Origin of the sequence: Streptomyces sp. NRRL S-1813, assembly GCF_000719605.1 — a bacterium.
Taxonomy (GTDB): Bacteria; Actinomycetota; Actinomycetes; order Streptomycetales; family Streptomycetaceae; genus Streptomyces; species Streptomyces decoyicus.
Genome location: NZ_JOHB01000021.1, coordinates 125276 through 144211 on the forward strand (window position 1 = coordinate 125276; position 18936 = coordinate 144211).

Genomic DNA, 18936 nt, shown 5'->3' on the forward strand with positions numbered 1-18936 from the left:
CCGCCCCCACGGCCGCACCCACCCCCACCCCCAAGGCCACCTCCCCCCAGTCACCCCCCTCCCTCCGGCCACCCCCGCCCCACCTGTGTACTCAAGAAGGTGAGTTGAGCCTTGAACCCTCGCATCAGTGACCTTGCGACGCTGCGGGCCCGCCACCCCGAAGCCGTCGCGGAGGCCGCCGCCCGGCGCACCCGTCGTCCGCTCCTCGGGGACAGCGGCCGGCTGATGATCGTCGCGGCCGACCACCCGGCCCGCGGTGCGCTCGCCGTCGGAGACCGGCAGCTCGCCATGGCCAACCGCCTCGATCTGCTCGAACGCCTGGTCCTTGCGCTGTCCCGGCCCGGTGTGGACGGGGTGCTCGCCACCGCCGACATCCTGGAGGACCTGCTGCTGATCGGCGCCCTCGAGGGCAAGGTCGTCATGGGGTCCATGAACCGCGGCGGCATCGCCGGTGCCTCCTTCGAGATGGACGACCGGTTCACCGGCCACCGTCCCCAGGACCTCGCCCGGCTGCGCTTCGACGCCGGCAAGCTGCTGCTGCGCATCGACTACAGCGACCCCGGTTCGCTCACCACCCTGGAGGCCACCGCCCGCGCCATCGACGCCATGGCCGAGCGGCAACTGCCCACCTTCGTCGAGCCGTTCCTCTCCTCCCGGATAGAGGGGGCGGTCCGCAACGACCTCAGCGCCGAGGCCGTCACCCGCTCGGTGGCCATCGCCTCCGGCCTCGGCGGCACCTCCGCCTACACCTGGCTGAAGCTGCCGGTCACCGACGACCCCGACGCCATGGCCCGGGTGTGCGAGACCACCACCCTGCCGACGGTGCTGCTCGGCGGCGACATCGGCAGCACCGTCCAGGACCAGGAGGCCGCCTACGAGAAGTGGCGCAAGGCACTGCGGCTGCCGACGGTCCACGGCCTGGTCGTCGGGCGCTCGCTGCTCTACCCGGCCGACGGTGATGTCGCGGCGGCCGTGGACACCGCCGTGGGTCTGCTGTGAACACCGCCGCAGGCCTGCTGTGAACACCGCGATTTCCGCAGGAGACTCGATATATGAGCACTGAATTCCACCTGAAGGCCGGAGCGGCGGCAGACGGCCCGTACGCGCTGGACATCGACCCGAAGCGGGCGGGCTGGTCCCACTCCTCGCTGCGCGTCCTGGACCTGCCGCCCGGTGGCCGGCACTCCTTCGCCACCGGCGACAGCGAATGGATCGTGCTGCCGCTGTCCGGCGGCTGCACGGTGCTGACCGATGGCGGTGACGCCTTCGAACTGACCGGCCGGGAGAGCGTGTTCGACGGTGTCACCGACTTCGCGTACGTACCGCGCGACGCCCAGGTACGGATCGGCACCGTCGACGGCGGCCGCTTCGCGCTCACCGGCGCCCGCTGCGACCGCGCTCTCCCCGCCCGCTACGGCGCCGCGTCCGATGTCCCCGTGGAGCTGCGGGGTACCGGCAACTGCTCCCGCCAGGTCAACAACTTCGGTGCGGCGGGCACCTTCGCGTGCGACAAGCTCATCGCGGTGGAGGTGCTCACCCCCGGCGGCAACTGGTCGTCCTATCCGCCGCACAAGCACGACGAGTGCCGCCCCGGCGAAGAGTCCGAGCTGGAGGAGATCTACTACTTCGAGATCGAGTCCGCGCACGGCGCGGAAGGCGTCGGCTACCAGCGTGTCAGCCCCTCCGGACACGGCCGGGGCACCGATGTCCTGGCCGAGGTCCGCAGCGGCGACGCGGTCCTGATCCCCGACGGCTGGCACGGCCCGTCGATCGCCGCCCCCGGTCACGCCATGTACTACCTCAACGTCATGGCGGGCCCCGGCGAGACGCGCGAGTGGCTGATCTGCGACCACCCCGACCACGGCTGGATCCGCGGCACCTGGCCCGGTCAGCCCGTCGATCCCCGCCTCCCCCTCTACGAAGCGCCCGCAGGAGACGCCCGATGAACGCTCCGACGACCCGCCGGCTGACGGTCGCGCAGGCCCTGGTCGAGTTCCTCGCCCACCAGTACACCGAGCGCGACGGCCGCCGGCACCGCCTGATCCATGCCTGCTGGGGCATCTTCGGCCACGGCAATGTCGCCGGTCTCGGCCAGGCCCTGCTGGAATCCGGTGCTGCGTCCCACCCGGGGGCAGCTCCCGGACCCCCGGCGCTCCCGTACCTCCAGGGCCGCAACGAGCAGGCCATGGTGCACGCCGCCGTCGGCTACGCCCGGCAGTGCGACCGGCTCTCCGCCCAGGCCGTCACCACGTCCATCGGCCCCGGGGCCACCAACCTCGTCACCGGCGCCGCGCTCGCCACCGTCAACCGGATCCCGGTGCTGCTGCTGCCCGGCGACGTCTTCGCCACCCGCCCCGCCGATCCCGTCCTCCAGCAGCTCGAAGTGCCCTCCGCCGGAGACATCTCCGTCAATGACGCGCTGCGCCCGGTCTCCCGCTACTTCGACCGTGTCACCCGGCCCGAGGCGCTGATCCCCGCCGCCCTCCAGGCCATGCGGGTGCTCGCCGACCCCGTCGACACCGGCGCGGTCACCCTCGCACTGCCGCAGGACGTCCAGGCGGAGGCGTACGACTGGCCGGCGGAGTTCTTCGCCGACCGGGTCTGGCGCGTCCCCCGGCCCGCCCCCGACGCCGACGCCCTCGCCGCAGCCGTACGCGCCCTGCGGGGCGCCCGCCGGCCCCTGGTCGTCGCGGGCGGCGGGGTCCACCACAGCGAGGCCGAGGAGGCGCTGTGCGCCTTCGCCGATGCCACCGGCATCCCCGTCGCGTCCACCCAGGCCGGCAAGGGCTCGCTGCGCCACGACCACCCCGCCGACGTGGGCGGCATCGGCCACACCGGCACCGCCACCGCCGACTCCCTCGCCCGCGGGGCCGACCTGGTCCTCGGCGTCGGCACCCGCTACACCGACTTCACCACCGCCTCCTCGACCCTCTTCGCCGAGCCCGGTGTCCGCTTCGTCAACCTCAACATCGCGTCCTTCGACGCCCACAAGCTCGGCGCCGCCTCCCTGGTCGCCGACGCCCGCGCCGGGCTCGAAGCGCTCACCAAGGAGCTGTCCGGCCACCGCGTCGACGCGGAGTACGAGTCGGCCTACCGGGCGGCGAAGGCCGGCTGGGAGCGCCGGGTGGACGCCGCGTACGCCGCCGAGGACGCGTCCGTACGGCCCTCCCAGACGCAGGTCCTCGGCGCCCTGGACGCCGTCGTCGACGACACCGACGTGATCATCAACGCGGCCGGTTCCCTCCCCGGTGACCTGCACAAACTCTGGCGCGCCCGGTCCCGCAGGCAGTACCACCTGGAGTACGGCTACTCCTGCATGGGCTATGAGATCCCCGCCGCGATCGGTGTCCGGCTCGCCGCCCCCGACCGGCCGGTGTGGGCGCTGGTCGGCGACGGTACGTATCTGATGAACCCCACCGAAATCGTCACCGCGGTACAGGAGGGCATCAACATCACCCTCGTCCTCATCCAGAACCACGGCTATGCCTCGATCGGGGGGCTGTCCCAGGCGACCGGCGGTGAGCGCTTCGGCACCGACTACCGCTTCCGCGCCGAGGACGGCACGTACACCGGTGCGCCGCTGCCGGTCGATCTGGCGGCCAACGCCGCCTCGCTCGGCATGCAGGTGCTCCGTGCCGCCACCGTCGGTGAGCTGCGCGCCGCGCTCGCCGAGGCGCGGGGCGCGAACCGGCCCACATGTGTCTATGTCGAGACCGAAACGGCCGACACTGTGCCGGGCGCGCCGGAGGCCCAGGCCTGGTGGGATGTTCCTGTTGCCGAGACCGCGACACGTCCGGCGGCGGTGGCTGCCCGCGAGGCGTACGACCGGCACACCGCCGGGCGCCGTCGCCACCTCTGACTCCGCTCGAAGTCGTCACCCAGAAAGGCCCTCCGCATGAAGACCCTCAGCCACTGGATCGGCGGGAAGCCCGTCGAGGGCGTCTCCGGCAACTTCGGCCCGGTCTACAACCCGGCCACCGGCGCCCAGGAGAAGCAGGTCGCCTTCGCCTCGGTCGACGAGGTCGACGCGGCCGTCCGCGCGGCCAAGGAAGCTTTCCGGACCTGGGGCACCAGCTCCCTGGCCAAGCGCACCTCGGTGCTGTTCAAGTACCGCGAGCTGCTCGACGCGCACCGCGAGGAGATCGCGCAGCTGATCACCGCCGAGCACGGCAAGGTGCACTCCGACGCGCTCGGTGAGGTGGCCCGCGGTCTGGAGATCGTCGAGCTGGCCTGCGGCATCCCCGAGAAGCTCAAGGGCGAGCTGTCCACCCAGGTCTCCACCCGCGTCGATGTCTCCTCGATCCGCCAGTCCCTCGGGGTGGTCGCCGGCATCACGCCGTTCAACTTCCCGGCGATGGTGCCGATGTGGATGTTCCCGCTCGCCATCGCCTGCGGTAACACCTTCGTCCTCAAGCCGAGCGAGAAGGTGCCCAGCGCCGCCTTCAAGCTGGCCGAGCTGGCCGCCGAGGCGGGGCTGCCCGACGGTGTGCTGAACGTCGTCAACGGTGACAAGGTGGCCGTCGACGCCATCCTGGAGCACCCGGACATCGCCGCGGTCTCCTTCGTCGGCTCCACGCCCATCGCCCGCTACATCCACACCACGGGCACCGCCAACGGCAAGCGCGTCCAGGCGCTGGGCGGCGCCAAGAACCACATGCTGGTCCTGCCGGACGCCGACCTCGACCTGGCCGCGGACTCCGCGATCAATGCCGCCTACGGCTCGGCCGGCGAGCGCTGCATGGCGATCTCCGTCGTCGTGGCCGTCGGCGAGACCGCCGACCCGCTGATCGGCAAGATCAAGGAGCGCGCCGACCAGCTGCGGATCGGCCCCGGCGACGACCCGGCCTCCGAGATGGGCCCGCTGATCACCAAGGTCCACCGTGACAAGGTCGCCTCGTATGTCTCCGGTGCCGCGGCCCAGGGCGCCGATGTCGTCATCGACGGCACCGGCTACACCGTCGAGGGCTACGAGGACGGCCACTGGATGGGCGTCTCCCTCCTGGACAACGTCACGCCGGAGATGGACGCCTACCGCGACGAGATCTTCGGCCCGGTGCTGTCCGTGGTCCGCGTCGAGACCTACGACGAGGCCATCGCGCTGATGAACAACTCGCCGTGGGGCAACGGCACCGCGATCTTCACCCGGGACGGCGGCGCGGCCCGCCGCTTCCAGATGGAGGTCGAGGCCGGCATGGTCGGTGTGAACGTGCCGATCCCGGTGCCGGTCGGCTACCACTCCTTCGGTGGCTGGAAGGACTCGCTCTTCGGCGACCACCACATCTACGGCAACGACGGCGTGCACTTCTACACCCGCGGCAAGGTCGTCACCACCCGCTGGCCCGACCCGTCCGACGGCGGCATCAACCTGGGCTTCCCCAGCAACCACTGACGGACCCTCTGACGGACCCCCTGCCGGCCTCCCGCCGTCAGGGGGTCCGGCATGTCGGCGCAAGGGGTGACAGGTCGGGGCGGCAGCTGTGCAGGGGGCACAAGAACCCGCAGGTCCGGGGGGAGACCGTGGCCCGGCGCGTTGCTACGGTGCTCCCTCGCGGAGCACCGACACAAAAACCGGGGGACCACATGCCGCAACCCATGCCGCAACCCATGGCGCTCGTCAAGGGCGTCCGCATCACCGGCGGGGCGTTTTGCCTGCTGTTCTTCCTGTTCACGGCCTACTGGCTGGCCGTGGACCTCAGCGAGTTCGGCATCGTCGGCCTCTGGGATGCCTGGACCAGCCAACGCGCCGGCACGAACCAGGTCACCACCGCCTTCCATCTCGGCCTCGCCGCCGTGCAGGTGGCGGCGGTGTTCGCGGCCTTCGCCGGTCAGCGGGTGGCCGGCGGACTGCTGGCCGTCGCCACCACCCTCACCTTCGCCACCGCCCTTCAGGCCTTCATCGGCACCGGCATCCACACCAGCGACAACCGCTGGTTCCTGCACGCGGAGAACGACACCACGACCTTCGACGGCGTTTTCATCGGCAGCGCCTTCCTGTTGCTGCTGTCCTTCACCGCCGCCATCGTGCTGCTCGCCGGTATGCGTTCCTGGCCGCGCCGTACGCCCAGTGACCCGCCGATGCGCCCGGCCCGGACGGCCGGCACGGTGGCCGGTCTGCTGCTCGGCGCGATGGCGCTGGTGTGCCTGGCGTGGCAGGTCTACTGGCTGGTGCAGGGCGGCACCGGCTCCCTCGAAATGTTCTACCTCGGCAAGGGCGTCCTCAGCACGCTGCTGAGCCTGGCTCCCGGCTGGTCCTCCCTGGTCTTCCTCGCGCTGAGCGCGGTGGCCGCACTGAGCAGCCTGATGCGCGGTGCCGCGGCCCGCGGCCTGGCCTTCGGGCTGGCGATCGTGACGCTGCCCGGCGCCCTGGTGACCGTGATCGCGCTGGCGAGCGACGGCACCCTCTTCGAGGCCCGCTCCACGCCGGGCCTGACCGTCCTCTCCGACATCGGGCTGCTGCTCGACCTGTTCGGCTCGTCGGCGCTGCTCGTCCTGATGGGCCGCGGTGAGCCGGCCGCCCCCGCCTGGTATCCGCCGTCCCCGGCTCCCCAGTTCGCCGCCCCCGGCTTCGTCCCGCCCGGTCCGCAGGGCCCGCCGGCCTGGCAGCCGCCCGCCGGCCCGGTGCCCCCGGTCAGCGGCCCGCCGATGCCGCCGGCCGGTGCCCCGCCGATGCCGCCCGGCGCCCCGCAGCCCCCGCAGGGCGGGTTCGGGCCGCCGCAGTACTGACGGGCGGGCAGTGCCCCGGTGCCGTGGGCCGCGGTCCCGCCGGGCCCGTACCGCAGCCGCGGGGTACGGCGGCGGCGAACCCTACTCCCCGGGGAGGCCACCGGGCTCCGCCCGGGGTACCGGCAGCCCGCTCCGGTCCGTACCTAGGATTCACGGTATGGATCTCCGAGGTGTCAGACCGCGCGGACGGCGCTTGTACGCCACCGTGGGTGCGCTGGCCGTCCTCATAGGAGGCGGCACCTGGACGGCCGCTTCCTCGGACGCCGCCCCTGCCGTGCACCGCGCGGACCGGGTGATGACGATGCCCGACCGGCCGGGCAGCAAGAAGGAGGTACGGATCGACACCTCCTTCTTCACTGCCGGGGGCTCCCGCGGGCGGCGGCCCGCGGTGCTGCTCGCCCACGGCTTCGGCGCCACCAAGGCCACCCTCCGCCCCCAGGCCGAGAAGCTGGCCCGGGACGGATACGCCGTACTGACCTGGTCGGCGCGCGGCTTCGGCAAGTCCACCGGGAAGATCGGGCTGAACGACCCGCACGGCGAGGTCGCCGACGTCCGCCGCCTGATCGACTGGCTGGCCAAGCGCCCCGAGGTGCAGCTCGACAAGGCCGGCGACCCCCGGGTGGGCGTCGCCGGCGGCTCCTACGGCGGCGCGATCTCGCTGCTGGCGGCCGGCTACGACCGGCGTGTCGACGCCATCGCCCCGCAGATCACCTACTGGAACCTCGCCGACGCCCTCTTCCCCCACGGCGTCTTCAAGAAGCTGTGGGCGGGGATCTTCTTCACCACCGGTCCTGCGGGCACGTCCGCCGGCGCGCCGGGCGTCGCGCCCACGGCGCCCGGCGGCTGTGTGCGCTTCGAGCCGGAGCTGTGCCGGACGTACGAGCGGGTCGCCGTCAACGGCAGACCGGACGACGCGGCCCGCCGGCTGCTGGAGTCCCGCAGCCCGTCCGCCGTCGGCGACCGCATCAAGGTGCCGACCCTGATCATGCAGGGCCAGACCGATTCGCTGTTCCCGCTCGACCAGGCCGACGCCATGCAGCGGACGATCCGCAGGAACGGCGCGCCGGTCGATGTCGACTGGATCGCCGGCGGGCACGACGGCGGGGACCGGGAGCTCGCCCGTCTGGAGGCCCGTACGAAGGACTGGTTCGACCGCTATCTGAAGGGCGACAAGCACGCCGGCACCGGGCCCGCGTTCCGCATCAGCCGCACCGGGGGAGTGGACTCCACCGACGGCGCGGTGCGCCTGCGCGGCGCGAGCGCGGACCGCTACACCGGCCTGGAGAACGATCCCCGGCGGATCCGGCTCGCGGGCCGCCCCCAGACCTTCAGCAACCCGGCCGGCGCCGGACCGCCCGCCATCTCCGCGGTGCCCGGTGTGGGCGCGCTCGGCAACCTCGCCTCGGCCGGCGCCGGGGGCCTGTCCCTGGACTTCCCCGGCCAGTACGCCGCCTTCGCCTCGGCGCCGCTGCGCACCCCCGTCCATCTCACCGGCAGCCCCACCGCCACCGTGCACCTGCGGTCCAGCTCCCGGGACGCGGTGTTCTTCGCCAAGGTCTACGACGTCGCCCCGGACGGCCGCCGCCAGGTGCTGCCGTCCCAGCTCGTCACGCCCTACCGCGTCAAGGACGCCCACGACGGCAGGACCGTACGGCTGCGGCTGCCCGCCGTCGACCATGACCTGGCGGCCGGCCACCGGCTGCGGCTGGTGCTCTCCGCCACCGACCTCGGCTACGCCTCACCGGCCGAACCCGCCACCTACAGCGTCTCCCTGAAGGGCGGCACCCTCAGCGTGCCCACGGCGCCCCAGGTGCGCAGCGCGGCCGCACCGCTGCCGGCCTGGACCTGGCAGCTGCCCGCCGGGGCTGCGGCAGTCGCCGCGCTGCTGCTGCTCACCGCCCGCCGCAGGAGCGCGGCGCCCGCCCCCGACCCGGCGCTGGCCGAGGTCCCGCTCCAGATCAGCGGCCTGAGCAAGCGCTACGCCCGGTCCACCGACAGGTATGCCGTACGGGACCTCACCTTCCACGTCGAGAAGGGGCAGGTGCTGGGCCTGCTGGGGCCCAACGGCGCCGGCAAGACCACCACCCTGCGGATGCTGATGGGCCTGATCCGGCCCGACGAGGGCGAGATCAGGATCTTCGGGCAGGCCGTCCGGCCGGGCGCCGAGGTGCTGTCGAGGGTCGGGGCGTTCGTCGAGGGCGCCGGCTTCCTGCCGCATCTGTCGGGCCGCGCCAACCTCGAGCTGTACTGGCAGGCCACCGGGCGGCCCGCCGCCGACGCGCATCTCGACGAGGCCCTGGAGATCGCCGGTCTCGGCGACGCCCTGCAACGCGCCGTGCGCACGTACTCCCAGGGCATGCGGCAGCGGCTCGCGATCGCCCAGGCCATGCTCGGCCTGCCGGATCTGCTGATCCTCGACGAGCCGACCAACGGGCTCGACCCGCCGCAGATCCGTGCGATGCGCGAGGTGATGATCCGCTACGCCGCCGACGGACGCACCGTCATCGTCTCCAGCCATCTGCTGTCCGAGGTGGAACAGAGCTGTACGCATCTGGTCGTCATGGACCACGGGCAGCTCATCCAGGCGGGTCCGGTCGCCGAGATCACCGGCTCCGGCGACACCCTGCTGGTCGGGGTCGCGGGCACGGTGAGCGACGCCGCGGTGGAGAAGGTGGACGCGCTGCCCGGGGTCGTCTCGGCCCTACGCGCCGAGGGCGGCCTCCTCGTACGGCTGGGGGGCGCCACCACCACCGAGCTGCTCACCGAACTCCTCCGACTGGAGATCGCGGTGGACCGCATCGGCCCGCACCGACGCCTGGAGGACGCTTTCCTCACCCTGATCGGAGGTGACCGATGACCGCGAACGCCACGGCGCGGGCGCCGGGTTACCGCCCGCGCCGCACCCTCCCGCTGCGCGTCGAGGCGCGGCGCCAGCTGCGCCGCCGCCGCACGCTGGTGGTCACCGCCGTCCTGGCGCTGCTGCCGTTCGTGCTGGCGCTGGCGTTCGCGATCGGCGGCGATCCGAACGGGCGCGGCAACGGCCGGATCACCCTGATGGACAGCGCCACCGCCTCCGGCGCCAACTTCGCCGCCACCGCCCTGTTCGTCTCCGCGGGCTTCTTGCTGGTGGTGCCGGTGGCCCTGTTCTGCGGTGACACGGTCGCGTCCGAGGCGAGCTGGTCCTCCCTGCGCTATCTGCTCGCCGCGCCGGTCCCCCGGGCCCGGCTGCTGCTGAGCAAGCTCACCGTCGGGCTGCTGTTCAGTGCCGCCGCGATGGTGCTGCTGCCGCTGGTCGCGCTGGGGGTGGGCACCGCCGCGTACGGCTGGGGCCCGCTGCAACTGCCCACCGGGGGCGCGCTGCCCGCGGGTGAGGCGGTGGGGCGGCTGGCGGTCGTGGTCGGCTATGTCTTCGTCAGCCAGCTGGTCACCGCGGCCCTGGCGTTCTGGCTGTCCACGGTGACCGACGCGCCGCTGGGCGCGGTCGGCGGCGCCGTCGGGCTGACCATCGTCGGCAATGTCCTCGACCAGGTCACCGCCCTCGGCAGCTGGCGCAAGGTGCTGCCCGCCCACTGGCAGTACTCCTGGGCGGACGCGCTCCAGCCCACGATGGAGTGGGCCGGGATGATCCAGGGCGCTGCGGTGTCGGTGGCGTATGCGCTGGTGCTGGGCGCGCTGGCGTTCCGGGGGTTCGCGCGCAAGGACGTGGTGTCGTGACGGCGGGTCTGGTCGGTGTCGTGACGGCGGGCTCGGTGCCGTGACGGCGGCCCGGCCGGGTGCGGCGGACTGACCGGGGCGACGGCCTGACCCTCACCCTCGCCGCCTCCGGCCCGGCCGCCGCGGCCGCGCCCCCTCTCGGACGGCGGGCAGCGCAGCTCCTTCACCGCCTATGTGGGCCTGGAATCCCGCCCGATCGTGCTTCAGGACGTCGACTGCGGGCAGTGAGGCGCGCGGTGACGCCGGGGCCGGCCGCCCGCTGTCAGGCGGTCGGCCCCTGCATCCGCGCACTGACCCAGCGCATCGTGCCCTCGCCCAGGCCCCGGACGTACGTCGCCGCGCTGTGCGTGCCGCCCGGCACTATCTGAAGCCGGGTGTGCACCGGGCCGTGGCCGTAGCGGTCGATGAACTTCCGCACCTTCGGCAGCACGGTGTGTTCCTGGGAGCCGTCCTGGAAGGCGAGGAAGACCGGCGGTCCGCCGCGCGCTATCAGACGGCGGGCCAGCACCTCCGGGTTGTTCTCCCGCTCCTCCTCGGCGTGGCCGTTCCACAGCGGTGAGTCGGGCACGATGTCCGGCCCGTTGGGGATCGCCACCTTGAAGGTGTCCGGGTGCTGGAGCACGTTCTTCAGGGCCGCGAACCCGCCCGAGGAGGAGCCCATGACGGCCCAGGCGTCACGGGTCCTGAGGGTGCGGAAGTTCTGCCGTACGAGATCGGGCACGTCCTGGCTGAGCCAGGTACCCATCTTCGGCTGTCCCGGTATGTCGCTGCCGTCGTAGTACTGCTTGTCATCCGGGTTCAGTACGGGCATGACGACGATGAAGGGCAGGCTGCTGCCGTTCTTGGACCACTGGGCGAGGCTCTCCTCCAGTTTGAGGTCGGAGCCGGTCCAGTAGTTGGAGGGGAAGCCGTACGAGCCGGGCAGCGCCTCCATCACCGGGAAGCCCTTGTTCGCGTTCCGCTTCTCGTAGTACTCCGGCGGCGCCCACACCCACACCTTCCCGGTGAAGCCCGACTTCGGGCCGTGCAGGGTGGTCACGCCTATCGGGGTGTTCCGGCCGGCCCCGCCGACCCGGCTCTCCTCCTCGAAGCTGATCGGACGCGTGGGCCACTGCACCAGCGACCGCTTCCCCGGGGGCGTGGCGTGCAGCGCGGCGTCCGTCCGGGGACCGCCGAACCGCAGAGGGGAGGCCTGGGTGGCGCCGGTGCCGCAGCCGGCCGTGGCGACGAGAACGGTCAGGGCGATCAGCGCGATCACCGGAGGGAACAGGGCTTTGCGCACGGGGTCTTCTCCTTGGCGGACACCCGGGAGTCGTCCCGGCTGACCAGCAAGAGGGGCCCGGCGCGGGCCCTGGTTTCCCTTCCGGAGTGTCGGCTTCCTCGCACCGCTGCCCGGAATCCGGTCATCCCCTTTGTGACCTGGGACGTTTTACGCACGCCGGAAGGGTGGATTACCAGGATTTTCCCGGTGGCGGGGCGGTGGGACGCGCGGAGGCCACACCCGTTCCGGCCAGGCCTAAATGCCCGTCTTCGGACCGTATCCTCTCGCTATGACCTGGTCGCGTGCGCTCAAGGAGGCCGCTCGCTCGGGGCTGGCCGTCGAGCGGACCAAGCTCACCCCGCTGATCGCCATCCGCGGCGCGGCGGGCGTCGCCCTCGTCATCGGCCTGTGCCTGTGGCGCGGCGACCCGACCCTCGCGGTGTCCGCCGCCTTCGGCGCGTTCTCCTCCGGGATCGTCACCTTCCAGCGCAGTATGCGGCCCCGCCCGGTGCTCGCCCTCGTGGTCGCCGGTGCGCTGGCGGTCTCCACCTTCCTCGGCTATCTGGCCGCCGCCCATCTCCTGGCCTTCCTGCTGCTCCTGGCCGGCTGGACCTTCCTGGCCGGCATGGCCTGGGCGATCGGCCCGGTCGCCGGGCTGATCGGCACCCAGACCGTGGCCATCATGCTGGTCACCGTCACCCTGCCGACGTCCGTCCTCGGCGCCCTGGAACACGCCGCCCTGATCTTCTTCGGCGGTCTCGTCCAGGCCACCCTGATCGTGGTCTTCCCGGTCCGCCCCTGGGGCGTCCAGCGCGATGCGCTCGCCGACGCACTGGCCGACGAGGCGGACTACGCCCGCCGGCTGCGGCACGACCCGGTCGCCCCGTTCGACCCGTCCCCCCTGATGGACGCCCGGCTCGCCTCAGCGGTGACCGCGCGTCAGGCCAGGCGCCGCCCCGTACAGCTGCACGGCCCCCGGGGACTCGCCGAACGCGTCCGGCCGGTCCTCGCCTCCCTCGCCGACCCGGTCGTCGGCCCCCCGCTGGAAGGGCCCGAACGCGAACGGGCCCGCGATCTGCTGGGCGCCGCGGCCACCGTCCTGGACGCCGTCGCCCACGCGGTACGGCACGCCGAACCGGTCCGGCTGCCCCCCGAGGCGATGGCCACCCTCGAAGTCCCCGCCACCGGCCCGATGCTCCACGGCGCCGCCCGCCGCTCCGCGTACCGCCTGATCTCGCTGCTCGCCGACGCCGTTGAGCTCACCGACGAGCCGGTGCGCGCCACCCGCCCCACCACCGAGGCCGAACGCGGCCATCTGCTGCGCCCCAGCGTCCCCCGGCTGGTGCCGGGCGCGCTGCGCTCCCTGCACCGCGAGACGCGCTGGTCCTCGCACATCCTCCGGCACGCCCTGCGGGTCGCCGCGGTCGCCGGCGCCGGCTATCTGCTGGGCACCGTGCTCCCGTTCGGTCACGGCTACTGGGCGCCGCTCGCCTCGGTCATGGTGATGCGCCCCGACTTCGCCCAGACCTACTCCCGCGGCATCGCCCGCTTCGCCGGCACCCTCGTCGGCGTCGCCGTCGCGGGCGCACTGATGGCGCTGGCGCATCCGGACACCTACGTCAGCGCCGGGCTCGCCGTGGTCTGCGTCTGGCTGATGTATCTGCTGATGCGCACCGGCCTCTCCGTGACCTCGGCGACGGTGGCCGCCTATGTCGTCTTTCTGCTTGGCATCGCCGGTGCGGGCTGGGAGCAGACCGTCCAGGAGCGCGTCGTGCTCACCCTCCTCGGCGGACTGCTCGCGATGCTGTCGTACGCGCTGTTCCCCGCCTGGGAGACCCCCAAGCTCCGCGACCGCCTGGCCGAGTGGCTGGAGGCCAACGGGCGCTATGCGCTGGCCGTTTTCGACCTGTATGCGCAGCCCGCCGAGCGCCGCCCCCGGCAGGTCCGCGACGCCCTGCTGGACTCCCGTGCCGCCCGCGTCGCCTGGGAGGAGAGCGAGGCCCGCGCCGAGAAGGAACCCGTGCGCCACCGCGGTCTCTCCCTCGCCTCGGCGCAGGCTGCCAGTGCCGCGCTCGCCACGATGGGCCGGGTCACGATGATCCTGGAGGTCCATCTCCCCGAGCGGGACGCCGCGTCCTCGCCCGGTGCCACCGCCTTCGCCTTCGAACTGCGCTCCTCCCTGGAGGAGGCGACCCGCGCCGTGCGGGAGCGGGGCCAGGTGAACTGGAGTGATCTGCGGGCCGTATGGGAGAGGTGGGACGCGGAGGACGAGAGCCGCGGTGTCGCCCTGCGCGTCGCCGACCTCCAGCTCGACGCCCTCGACGATCTGGCGGAGGCGCTGTCCCGGGAGCCGGACGAACCAGGGGAGACGGAGAGCAACGGCAGCGGGTAAGGGGGGCCCGGGACGGGCAGGAGCAGTGGTGAAGTACCGACGGGCCGGTGTGAGGGGAACCATTCCGGCCCCTCAGTAGTCTTATCAATTGCCCGCAATGAACGCCATTGCTCGCCCATGGGGTTGTCTGCGGCGCAATGCCCCCAGGATCCCCGTCCGTCGCGAGAGAGCACACGAACCCCCCATGGCGTCCAGCACTTCGTCCGGTACGTACGACATAGGCATCGACCTCGGCACGGCCAACACCCTGGTCTACGCCCGCGGCAAGGGCGTGGTGCTGAACGAGCCGTCCGTGGTCGCGGTCAACGCCGCGGGCGAGGTGATCGCCGTGGGCGCGGAGGCCAAGCGGACCATCGGCCGTACGCCGTCCGGGATCACCGCGATGCGTCCCCTGCGGGAGGGCGTCATCGCCGACTTCGACGCCGCCGAGCAGATGCTCCGCGCCCTGATGAAGAAGGCCCTGCCCAGCCGCCGTTTCTCCCGGCCGCGGGTGGTCATCTGCGTCCCCTCCGGCATCACGGGCGTCGAACGACGCGCGGTCATCGATTCCGCCCGGGGCGCCGGCGCCCGCGAAGTGCACCTCATCGAGGAGCCGATGGCCGCCGCGATCGGCGCGGGCCTGCCCGTGGACGAGCCGGTCGGCTGCATGGTGGTGGACATCGGCGGCGGCACCACCGAGGTCGCCGTCGTCTCCATGGGCGGCCTGGTCACCGCCCAGTCCGTACGGGTCGCCGGTGACGCCCTCGACGCCGCCGTCAGCGCCTACATCAAGAAGAAGCACGCCCTGGACATCGGGGAACGCACCGCCGAGGACATCAAGATCGCGATCGGCTCGGCGGTCTGGACCCCGGTCGACGTCGACGAGGACGGCGCGCCGGAGCGCCCGTCCACCTACACGGTCCGCGGCCGCGACCACGTCAACGGCCTGCCCCGCATCCAGGAGATCACCGAGGAGGAGATCCGCGAGGCACTGGCCGAACCCGTCGAGGCGATCGTCCGCGCCGTCCACCGCACCCTCGACGACTGCCCCCCGGAGCTCTCCGGCGACATCGTCGAGCACGGTATCGCCCTCACCGGCGGCGGCGCCCTGCTCCGCGGACTGGACCGGCGGTTGCGCCAGGAGATGGGCGTCCCCGTCATGGTCGCCGACGATCCCCTGGACTGCGTCGTCAACGGCACCGCCAAGTGCGTCGACGAATTCGCCACCCTGCACGGCCTGCTGACGGGCGCGAAGGAGCAACCGCGGCGGACGGTACGGCTGTAGGGGGCGGGGCCCGGGTGCCCCGGCTGGGTTTGCCGTCCCGGCAAGAATCCTCGCGCGTGCGGTGACGACGCCGCCATGATCGTGGGGGAGCGGTCAGGGGGACTGCGGGCGGCCGACTGCCGGCCCGCGCCCTTCCGCTGCCGCCCGCACGCCGGACTCCCCAGGAGGATGCATGCCGCAGCCCGCCAAGACGCCGTCCACGCCGCCCACTTCGCCGCCCGGCCCGGCACCGCACCCACCCTCCGGTCCGCTGCCGGAGGCGGTGCCTCGCTCGGTGGAGGTCCCCGGTGGCCGTATCCACCTCGTGGAGCAGGGCAGCGGCCCCCTCGTCCTGATGGTCCACGGCTTCCCCGAGTCGTGGTACTCCTGGCGCCACCAGCTCCCCGCGCTCGCCGCCGCGGGCTACCGGGCGGTCGCCATCGACGTACGGGGCTACGGGCGTTCCTCGAAACCCCGTGACGTGGCGGCCTACCGGATGCTGGCCCATGTCGCCGACAACGTCGCGGTGGTACGCGCCCTCGGCGAGGAGAGCGCGATCATCGTCGGCCACGACTGGGGATCGCCCATCGCCGCCCACTCGGCGCTGCTGCGGCCCGGCCTCTTCACGGCCGTGGCGCTGCTGAGCGTGCCGTACGCGCCCCGCGGCGGGCTCCGGCCCAGCGACGCCTTCGCGGGGCTCGGCGGCGCCGGGGAGTTCTACGTCAGCTACTTCCAGGAGCCGGGCCGGGCGGAGTCGGAGATCGAACCGGATGTCCGGGGCTGGCTTGCGGGCTTCTACGCCATGGCCTCGGGCGATGCCGAGGCCCGAGCCGACCGGGACCACATCGGGCAGTTCTCGGTGCCCCGGGGCGGAAAACTCTCCGACCGCTTCCCGGCCGGCCTCCCCCGGCCCCTGCCCTGGCTCACCGACGCCGATCTCGACTTCTACGCGGGCGAGTTCGAGCGCACCGGCCTGACCGGCGCACTGAACCGCTACCGCAACGTCGACCGGGACTGGGAAGACCTCGCCGCCTGGGACGGTGCCCGGCTCACCCAGCCGTCCCTCTTCATCGGCGGCGAACACGACGCCACCACCCACTGGATGGCCGACGCCATCAAGGCGTTCCCCCACACCCTCCCCGGCCTGTCCTCCTCCCACCTCCTCGAAGGCTGCGGCCACTGGGTCCAACAGGAACGCCCCGAGCAGGTCAACCAACTCCTCGTCGACTGGCTGCGGTCCTTGCCTGCGCGGTCCGTGGACTCGACGCGCTAGCCGATGCCCCGGTCCCCGGCCATATAGGCCGCCAGGCCGTCCAGGATCCGCTCCAGGCCGAACTCCCATGCCTGGTTCCGGGAGGTGTGGTCGGCCTCGGTGGCGGCGACGGCCGCGGCGACCGCCGGAAAGCGGTCGGCGCGGCCGGCCAGCAGTTCGTTCAGCGCCGCGCTCATGACCTGTTCGGGCTCCTTGGCCCGCGTGCTGCCCAGTCCCATCGAGGCCGACACCTGGGCGATGGACCGGATATGGCCGTTCACCACGACCACGGCGTCGAGCCGTTCTCCGCCGGTCAGCCCGGTGTCCGCGAGCGCGGCGAGGGCGCGCTCGGTCCAGCCGAGTTCGTTGGGGCCCATCACGCGGGGCCCGACGGCCGCGCCCAGCAGCCAGGGGTGCCGGTGGTAGACCGCCGCAAGCGCCTCGGCCCAGGCCCGCAGCGCCACCCGCCACCGCCCGCTGTCGCCCTGGGTGGGGGAGCCGGGCGAGGGGGCGCCCGGCGGTTCCCCCATCGCCATGTCGATCATCAGCGCGACCAGCTCGCTCTTCCCCGGTACATAGCGGTACAAGGACATCTTGGTGAAGTCCAGTTCGCCCGCGACCCGTTGCATGGAGACCGCCCCGAGCCCGCCGGTGTCGGCGAGGGCGATGGCCGTACGCGTGATCCGCTCCAGGCTCAGCGCAGGCTTGGGGCCGCGGCTGGGCCGCTCGCGCCCGCCCCACAGCAACTCGGCACTGCCGGCCTGATCCCCGAACACGCTGCGTTTCCCGTCATCTCCAGCCACCTCCGCATCCTAAAACTGTGTCCGGGGTACACGGAACAGTGTCCATCGGATACAGTTTCTTTTGTCAGTACGACGGATCGACGGGGGAGCGTGCGATGGCGTACGAAACGACAACGGGGCGCGAGGGTGCGGCCGGGCCCGGCCGGGCGCGGGGGCGGCGAACGGCACCATCGCAACGGACCGTTCTGATCTCCGGCGCCAGCGTGGCCGGCCCGGCCCTGGCCTACTGGCTCGGCCGCTACGGCTTCCGGTCCACGGTGATCGAGGTGGCTCCCGCCCTGCGCGGCGGCGGCTTCGCGGTCGACTTCCGCGGGGCGGCGCAGCTGACGGTCCTGAAACGCATGGGCGTCCTGGACGAGATCACCCGTCACAGCACCGGCGAGGGCACCCCTTTGACCTTCATCGACGGCCAAGGCTGCCCCATCGCCCCGCTGCCCGCGGAATTCGCGGGCGGCGAGGTCGAAATCCTCCGCTCCGAGCTGTCCCGCATCCTCTGCCGGCACAGCCTGAGTCCGCTCGACCCCTCTCACACCCTCGGCAACCCACCCGAGTACCTCTTCGGCGACTCCGTCTCCTCCCTCACACAGACCACCGACGGCGTTCATATCACCTTCGAACGGGGCGCGTCGCGCACCTTCGACCTCGTGATCGGCGCCGACGGCCTGCACTCCACCGTGCGCCGGCTCGCCTTCGGCCCCGAGACGGATTTCGTCCGCCACCTCGGCTACTACGTCGCCGCCTGGGACCTGCCCGAAGGTGCCGGGGACCTCGGTGCCCGCCCGGTCGGCTACGGCGAGCCCGGGCGCCTGGCCACCGTCGGCCGCACCCACCGCCGCGCCGAAGAGCCGGGCTACACAGGCGAATCCTTCTGCGTCTTCGCCTCCGAGGAAGAACTGATCCACGAACGGCGCGACCCCCGGTCCCAGAAGCAGGCGATAGCCCGGGCCTATGCAGGCGCCGGCTGGCGGACACCGGAACTGATCGACACGCTCGGGGCCGTCGACGACCTCTACTTCGACTCCATCAGCCGCGTCGATGTGCCGAATTGGTCCACGGGCCGCATCGCGCTCCTCGGTGACGCCGCCTACGGCGCCACGGTCGGCGGTATGGGCACCGGCGCGGCCATCATCGGCGCCTATGTGCTCGCCGGCGAGCTGGCCCTCGCCGAAGGCGACCACCGGACGGCTTTCGCCCGCTATGAACACACACTCCGCCCGTATGTGACCCGGTGCCAGGAAGGCGGCCGCGGGGCCGGGGAGTTCCTGGCACCGATCACCCAGGAGGCCATGGACGCCCGCAACGCCGCTCTGAACACCCCGGCCGCCGTCGCCGCCATGCTGCAACAGGGCCACGACATCTCCGCGGCCATCACGCTGGAGGACTACCCGTCACTGGCCGCCGCCGCGGCCACCGCCCCGGCCGACGGGGGGAGTCCGATACGGACAGGGTGACGGCAGGAGCGGGGCCGGTGCCGGAGGGGTGGTGAAATTGCCGGTCTTCGCGCTGCGCCGTATGGGTGTTCCGGCGTCAACGCGATTGTCCGGTGCC

At 72.6% G+C, this 18936-nt stretch carries 13 protein-coding genes; 11 read left to right on the plus strand and 2 right to left on the minus strand.

The window, feature by feature from the left end; translation table 11 throughout:
- The first annotated feature begins 111 nt into the window (after window positions 1-111).
- The 7 genes from IF67_RS0125895 (at window position 112) to IF67_RS0125925 (ending at window position 10437) form a co-directional block, all read left to right on the plus strand.
- The gene (locus IF67_RS0125895) at window positions 112-999 is read left to right on the plus strand and encodes a Cgl0159 family (beta/alpha)8-fold protein (protein ID WP_030989559.1); all 888 of its coding nucleotides are present in this window, start codon (window positions 112-114) and stop codon (window positions 997-999) included.
- Window positions 1000-1052: 53 nt separating this feature from the next.
- The gene (iolB, locus tag IF67_RS0125900; RefSeq protein WP_030989561.1) at window positions 1053-1946 is read left to right on the plus strand and encodes a 5-deoxy-glucuronate isomerase; all 894 of its coding nucleotides are present in this window, start codon (window positions 1053-1055) and stop codon (window positions 1944-1946) included.
- Entirely contained in the window at window positions 1943-3859 is a 1917-nt protein-coding gene (gene iolD / locus IF67_RS0125905; protein WP_030989562.1) for a 3D-(3,5/4)-trihydroxycyclohexane-1,2-dione acylhydrolase (decyclizing), read from the plus strand. Before iolB ends, iolD begins: the two co-directional genes overlap by 4 nt.
- Window positions 3860-3895: 36 nt before the next feature.
- Complete coding sequence (locus IF67_RS0125910; RefSeq protein WP_030989563.1) at window positions 3896-5389, plus strand: CoA-acylating methylmalonate-semialdehyde dehydrogenase; 1494 nt, start codon at window positions 3896-3898, stop codon at window positions 5387-5389.
- Between the two features lie 203 nt (window positions 5390-5592).
- On the plus strand, window positions 5593-6723 hold the full coding sequence (locus IF67_RS0125915; RefSeq protein ID WP_234341331.1) for a hypothetical protein: 1131 nt from the start codon (window positions 5593-5595) through the stop codon (window positions 6721-6723).
- A 157-nt stretch (window positions 6724-6880) separates the two neighbouring features.
- Complete coding sequence (locus IF67_RS0125920) at window positions 6881-9580, plus strand: alpha/beta fold hydrolase (RefSeq protein WP_030989565.1); 2700 nt, start codon at window positions 6881-6883, stop codon at window positions 9578-9580.
- The gene (locus IF67_RS0125925) at window positions 9577-10437 is read left to right on the plus strand and encodes an ABC transporter permease (protein ID WP_030989566.1); all 861 of its coding nucleotides are present in this window, start codon (window positions 9577-9579) and stop codon (window positions 10435-10437) included. Before IF67_RS0125920 ends, IF67_RS0125925 begins: the two co-directional genes overlap by 4 nt.
- Window positions 10438-10699: 262 nt before the next feature.
- Here IF67_RS0125925 and IF67_RS0125930 read toward each other — a convergent pair whose 3' ends face one another.
- Window positions 10700-11719: an alpha/beta hydrolase gene (locus IF67_RS0125930; protein WP_030989567.1), complete on the minus strand. Its 1020-nt coding sequence runs from the start codon at window positions 11717-11719 to the stop codon at window positions 10700-10702.
- Window positions 11720-11987: 268 nt separating this feature from the next.
- On the opposite strand from IF67_RS0125930, the gene IF67_RS0125935 reads away from it, so the two are divergent.
- The 3 genes from IF67_RS0125935 to IF67_RS0125945 all read left to right on the plus strand — a co-directional run bounded on the left by IF67_RS0125935 (window position 11988) and on the right by IF67_RS0125945 (window position 16606).
- Window positions 11988-14090, plus strand: a complete 2103-nt coding sequence (locus IF67_RS0125935) for an FUSC family protein (RefSeq protein ID WP_030989568.1) — start codon at window positions 11988-11990, stop codon at window positions 14088-14090.
- Between the two features lie 184 nt (window positions 14091-14274).
- Window positions 14275-15354: a rod shape-determining protein gene (locus tag IF67_RS0125940; protein ID WP_030989569.1), complete on the plus strand. Its 1080-nt coding sequence runs from the start codon at window positions 14275-14277 to the stop codon at window positions 15352-15354.
- Window positions 15355-15526: 172 nt separating this feature from the next.
- On the plus strand, window positions 15527-16606 hold the full coding sequence (locus IF67_RS0125945; RefSeq protein WP_030989570.1) for an alpha/beta fold hydrolase: 1080 nt from the start codon (window positions 15527-15529) through the stop codon (window positions 16604-16606).
- Here the strand turns inward: IF67_RS0125945 and IF67_RS0125950 are convergent.
- Complete coding sequence (locus tag IF67_RS0125950) at window positions 16603-17388, minus strand: TetR/AcrR family transcriptional regulator (RefSeq protein ID WP_234341333.1); 786 nt, start codon at window positions 17386-17388, stop codon at window positions 16603-16605. The two genes, IF67_RS0125945 and IF67_RS0125950, sit on opposite strands and share 4 nt — an antisense overlap.
- 95 nt (window positions 17389-17483) lie before the next feature.
- On the opposite strand from IF67_RS0125950, the gene IF67_RS0125955 reads away from it, so the two are divergent.
- Window positions 17484-18839, plus strand: a complete 1356-nt coding sequence (locus IF67_RS0125955; RefSeq protein ID WP_078889632.1) for an FAD-dependent monooxygenase — start codon at window positions 17484-17486, stop codon at window positions 18837-18839.
- Window positions 18840-18936 lie beyond the last annotated feature (97 nt).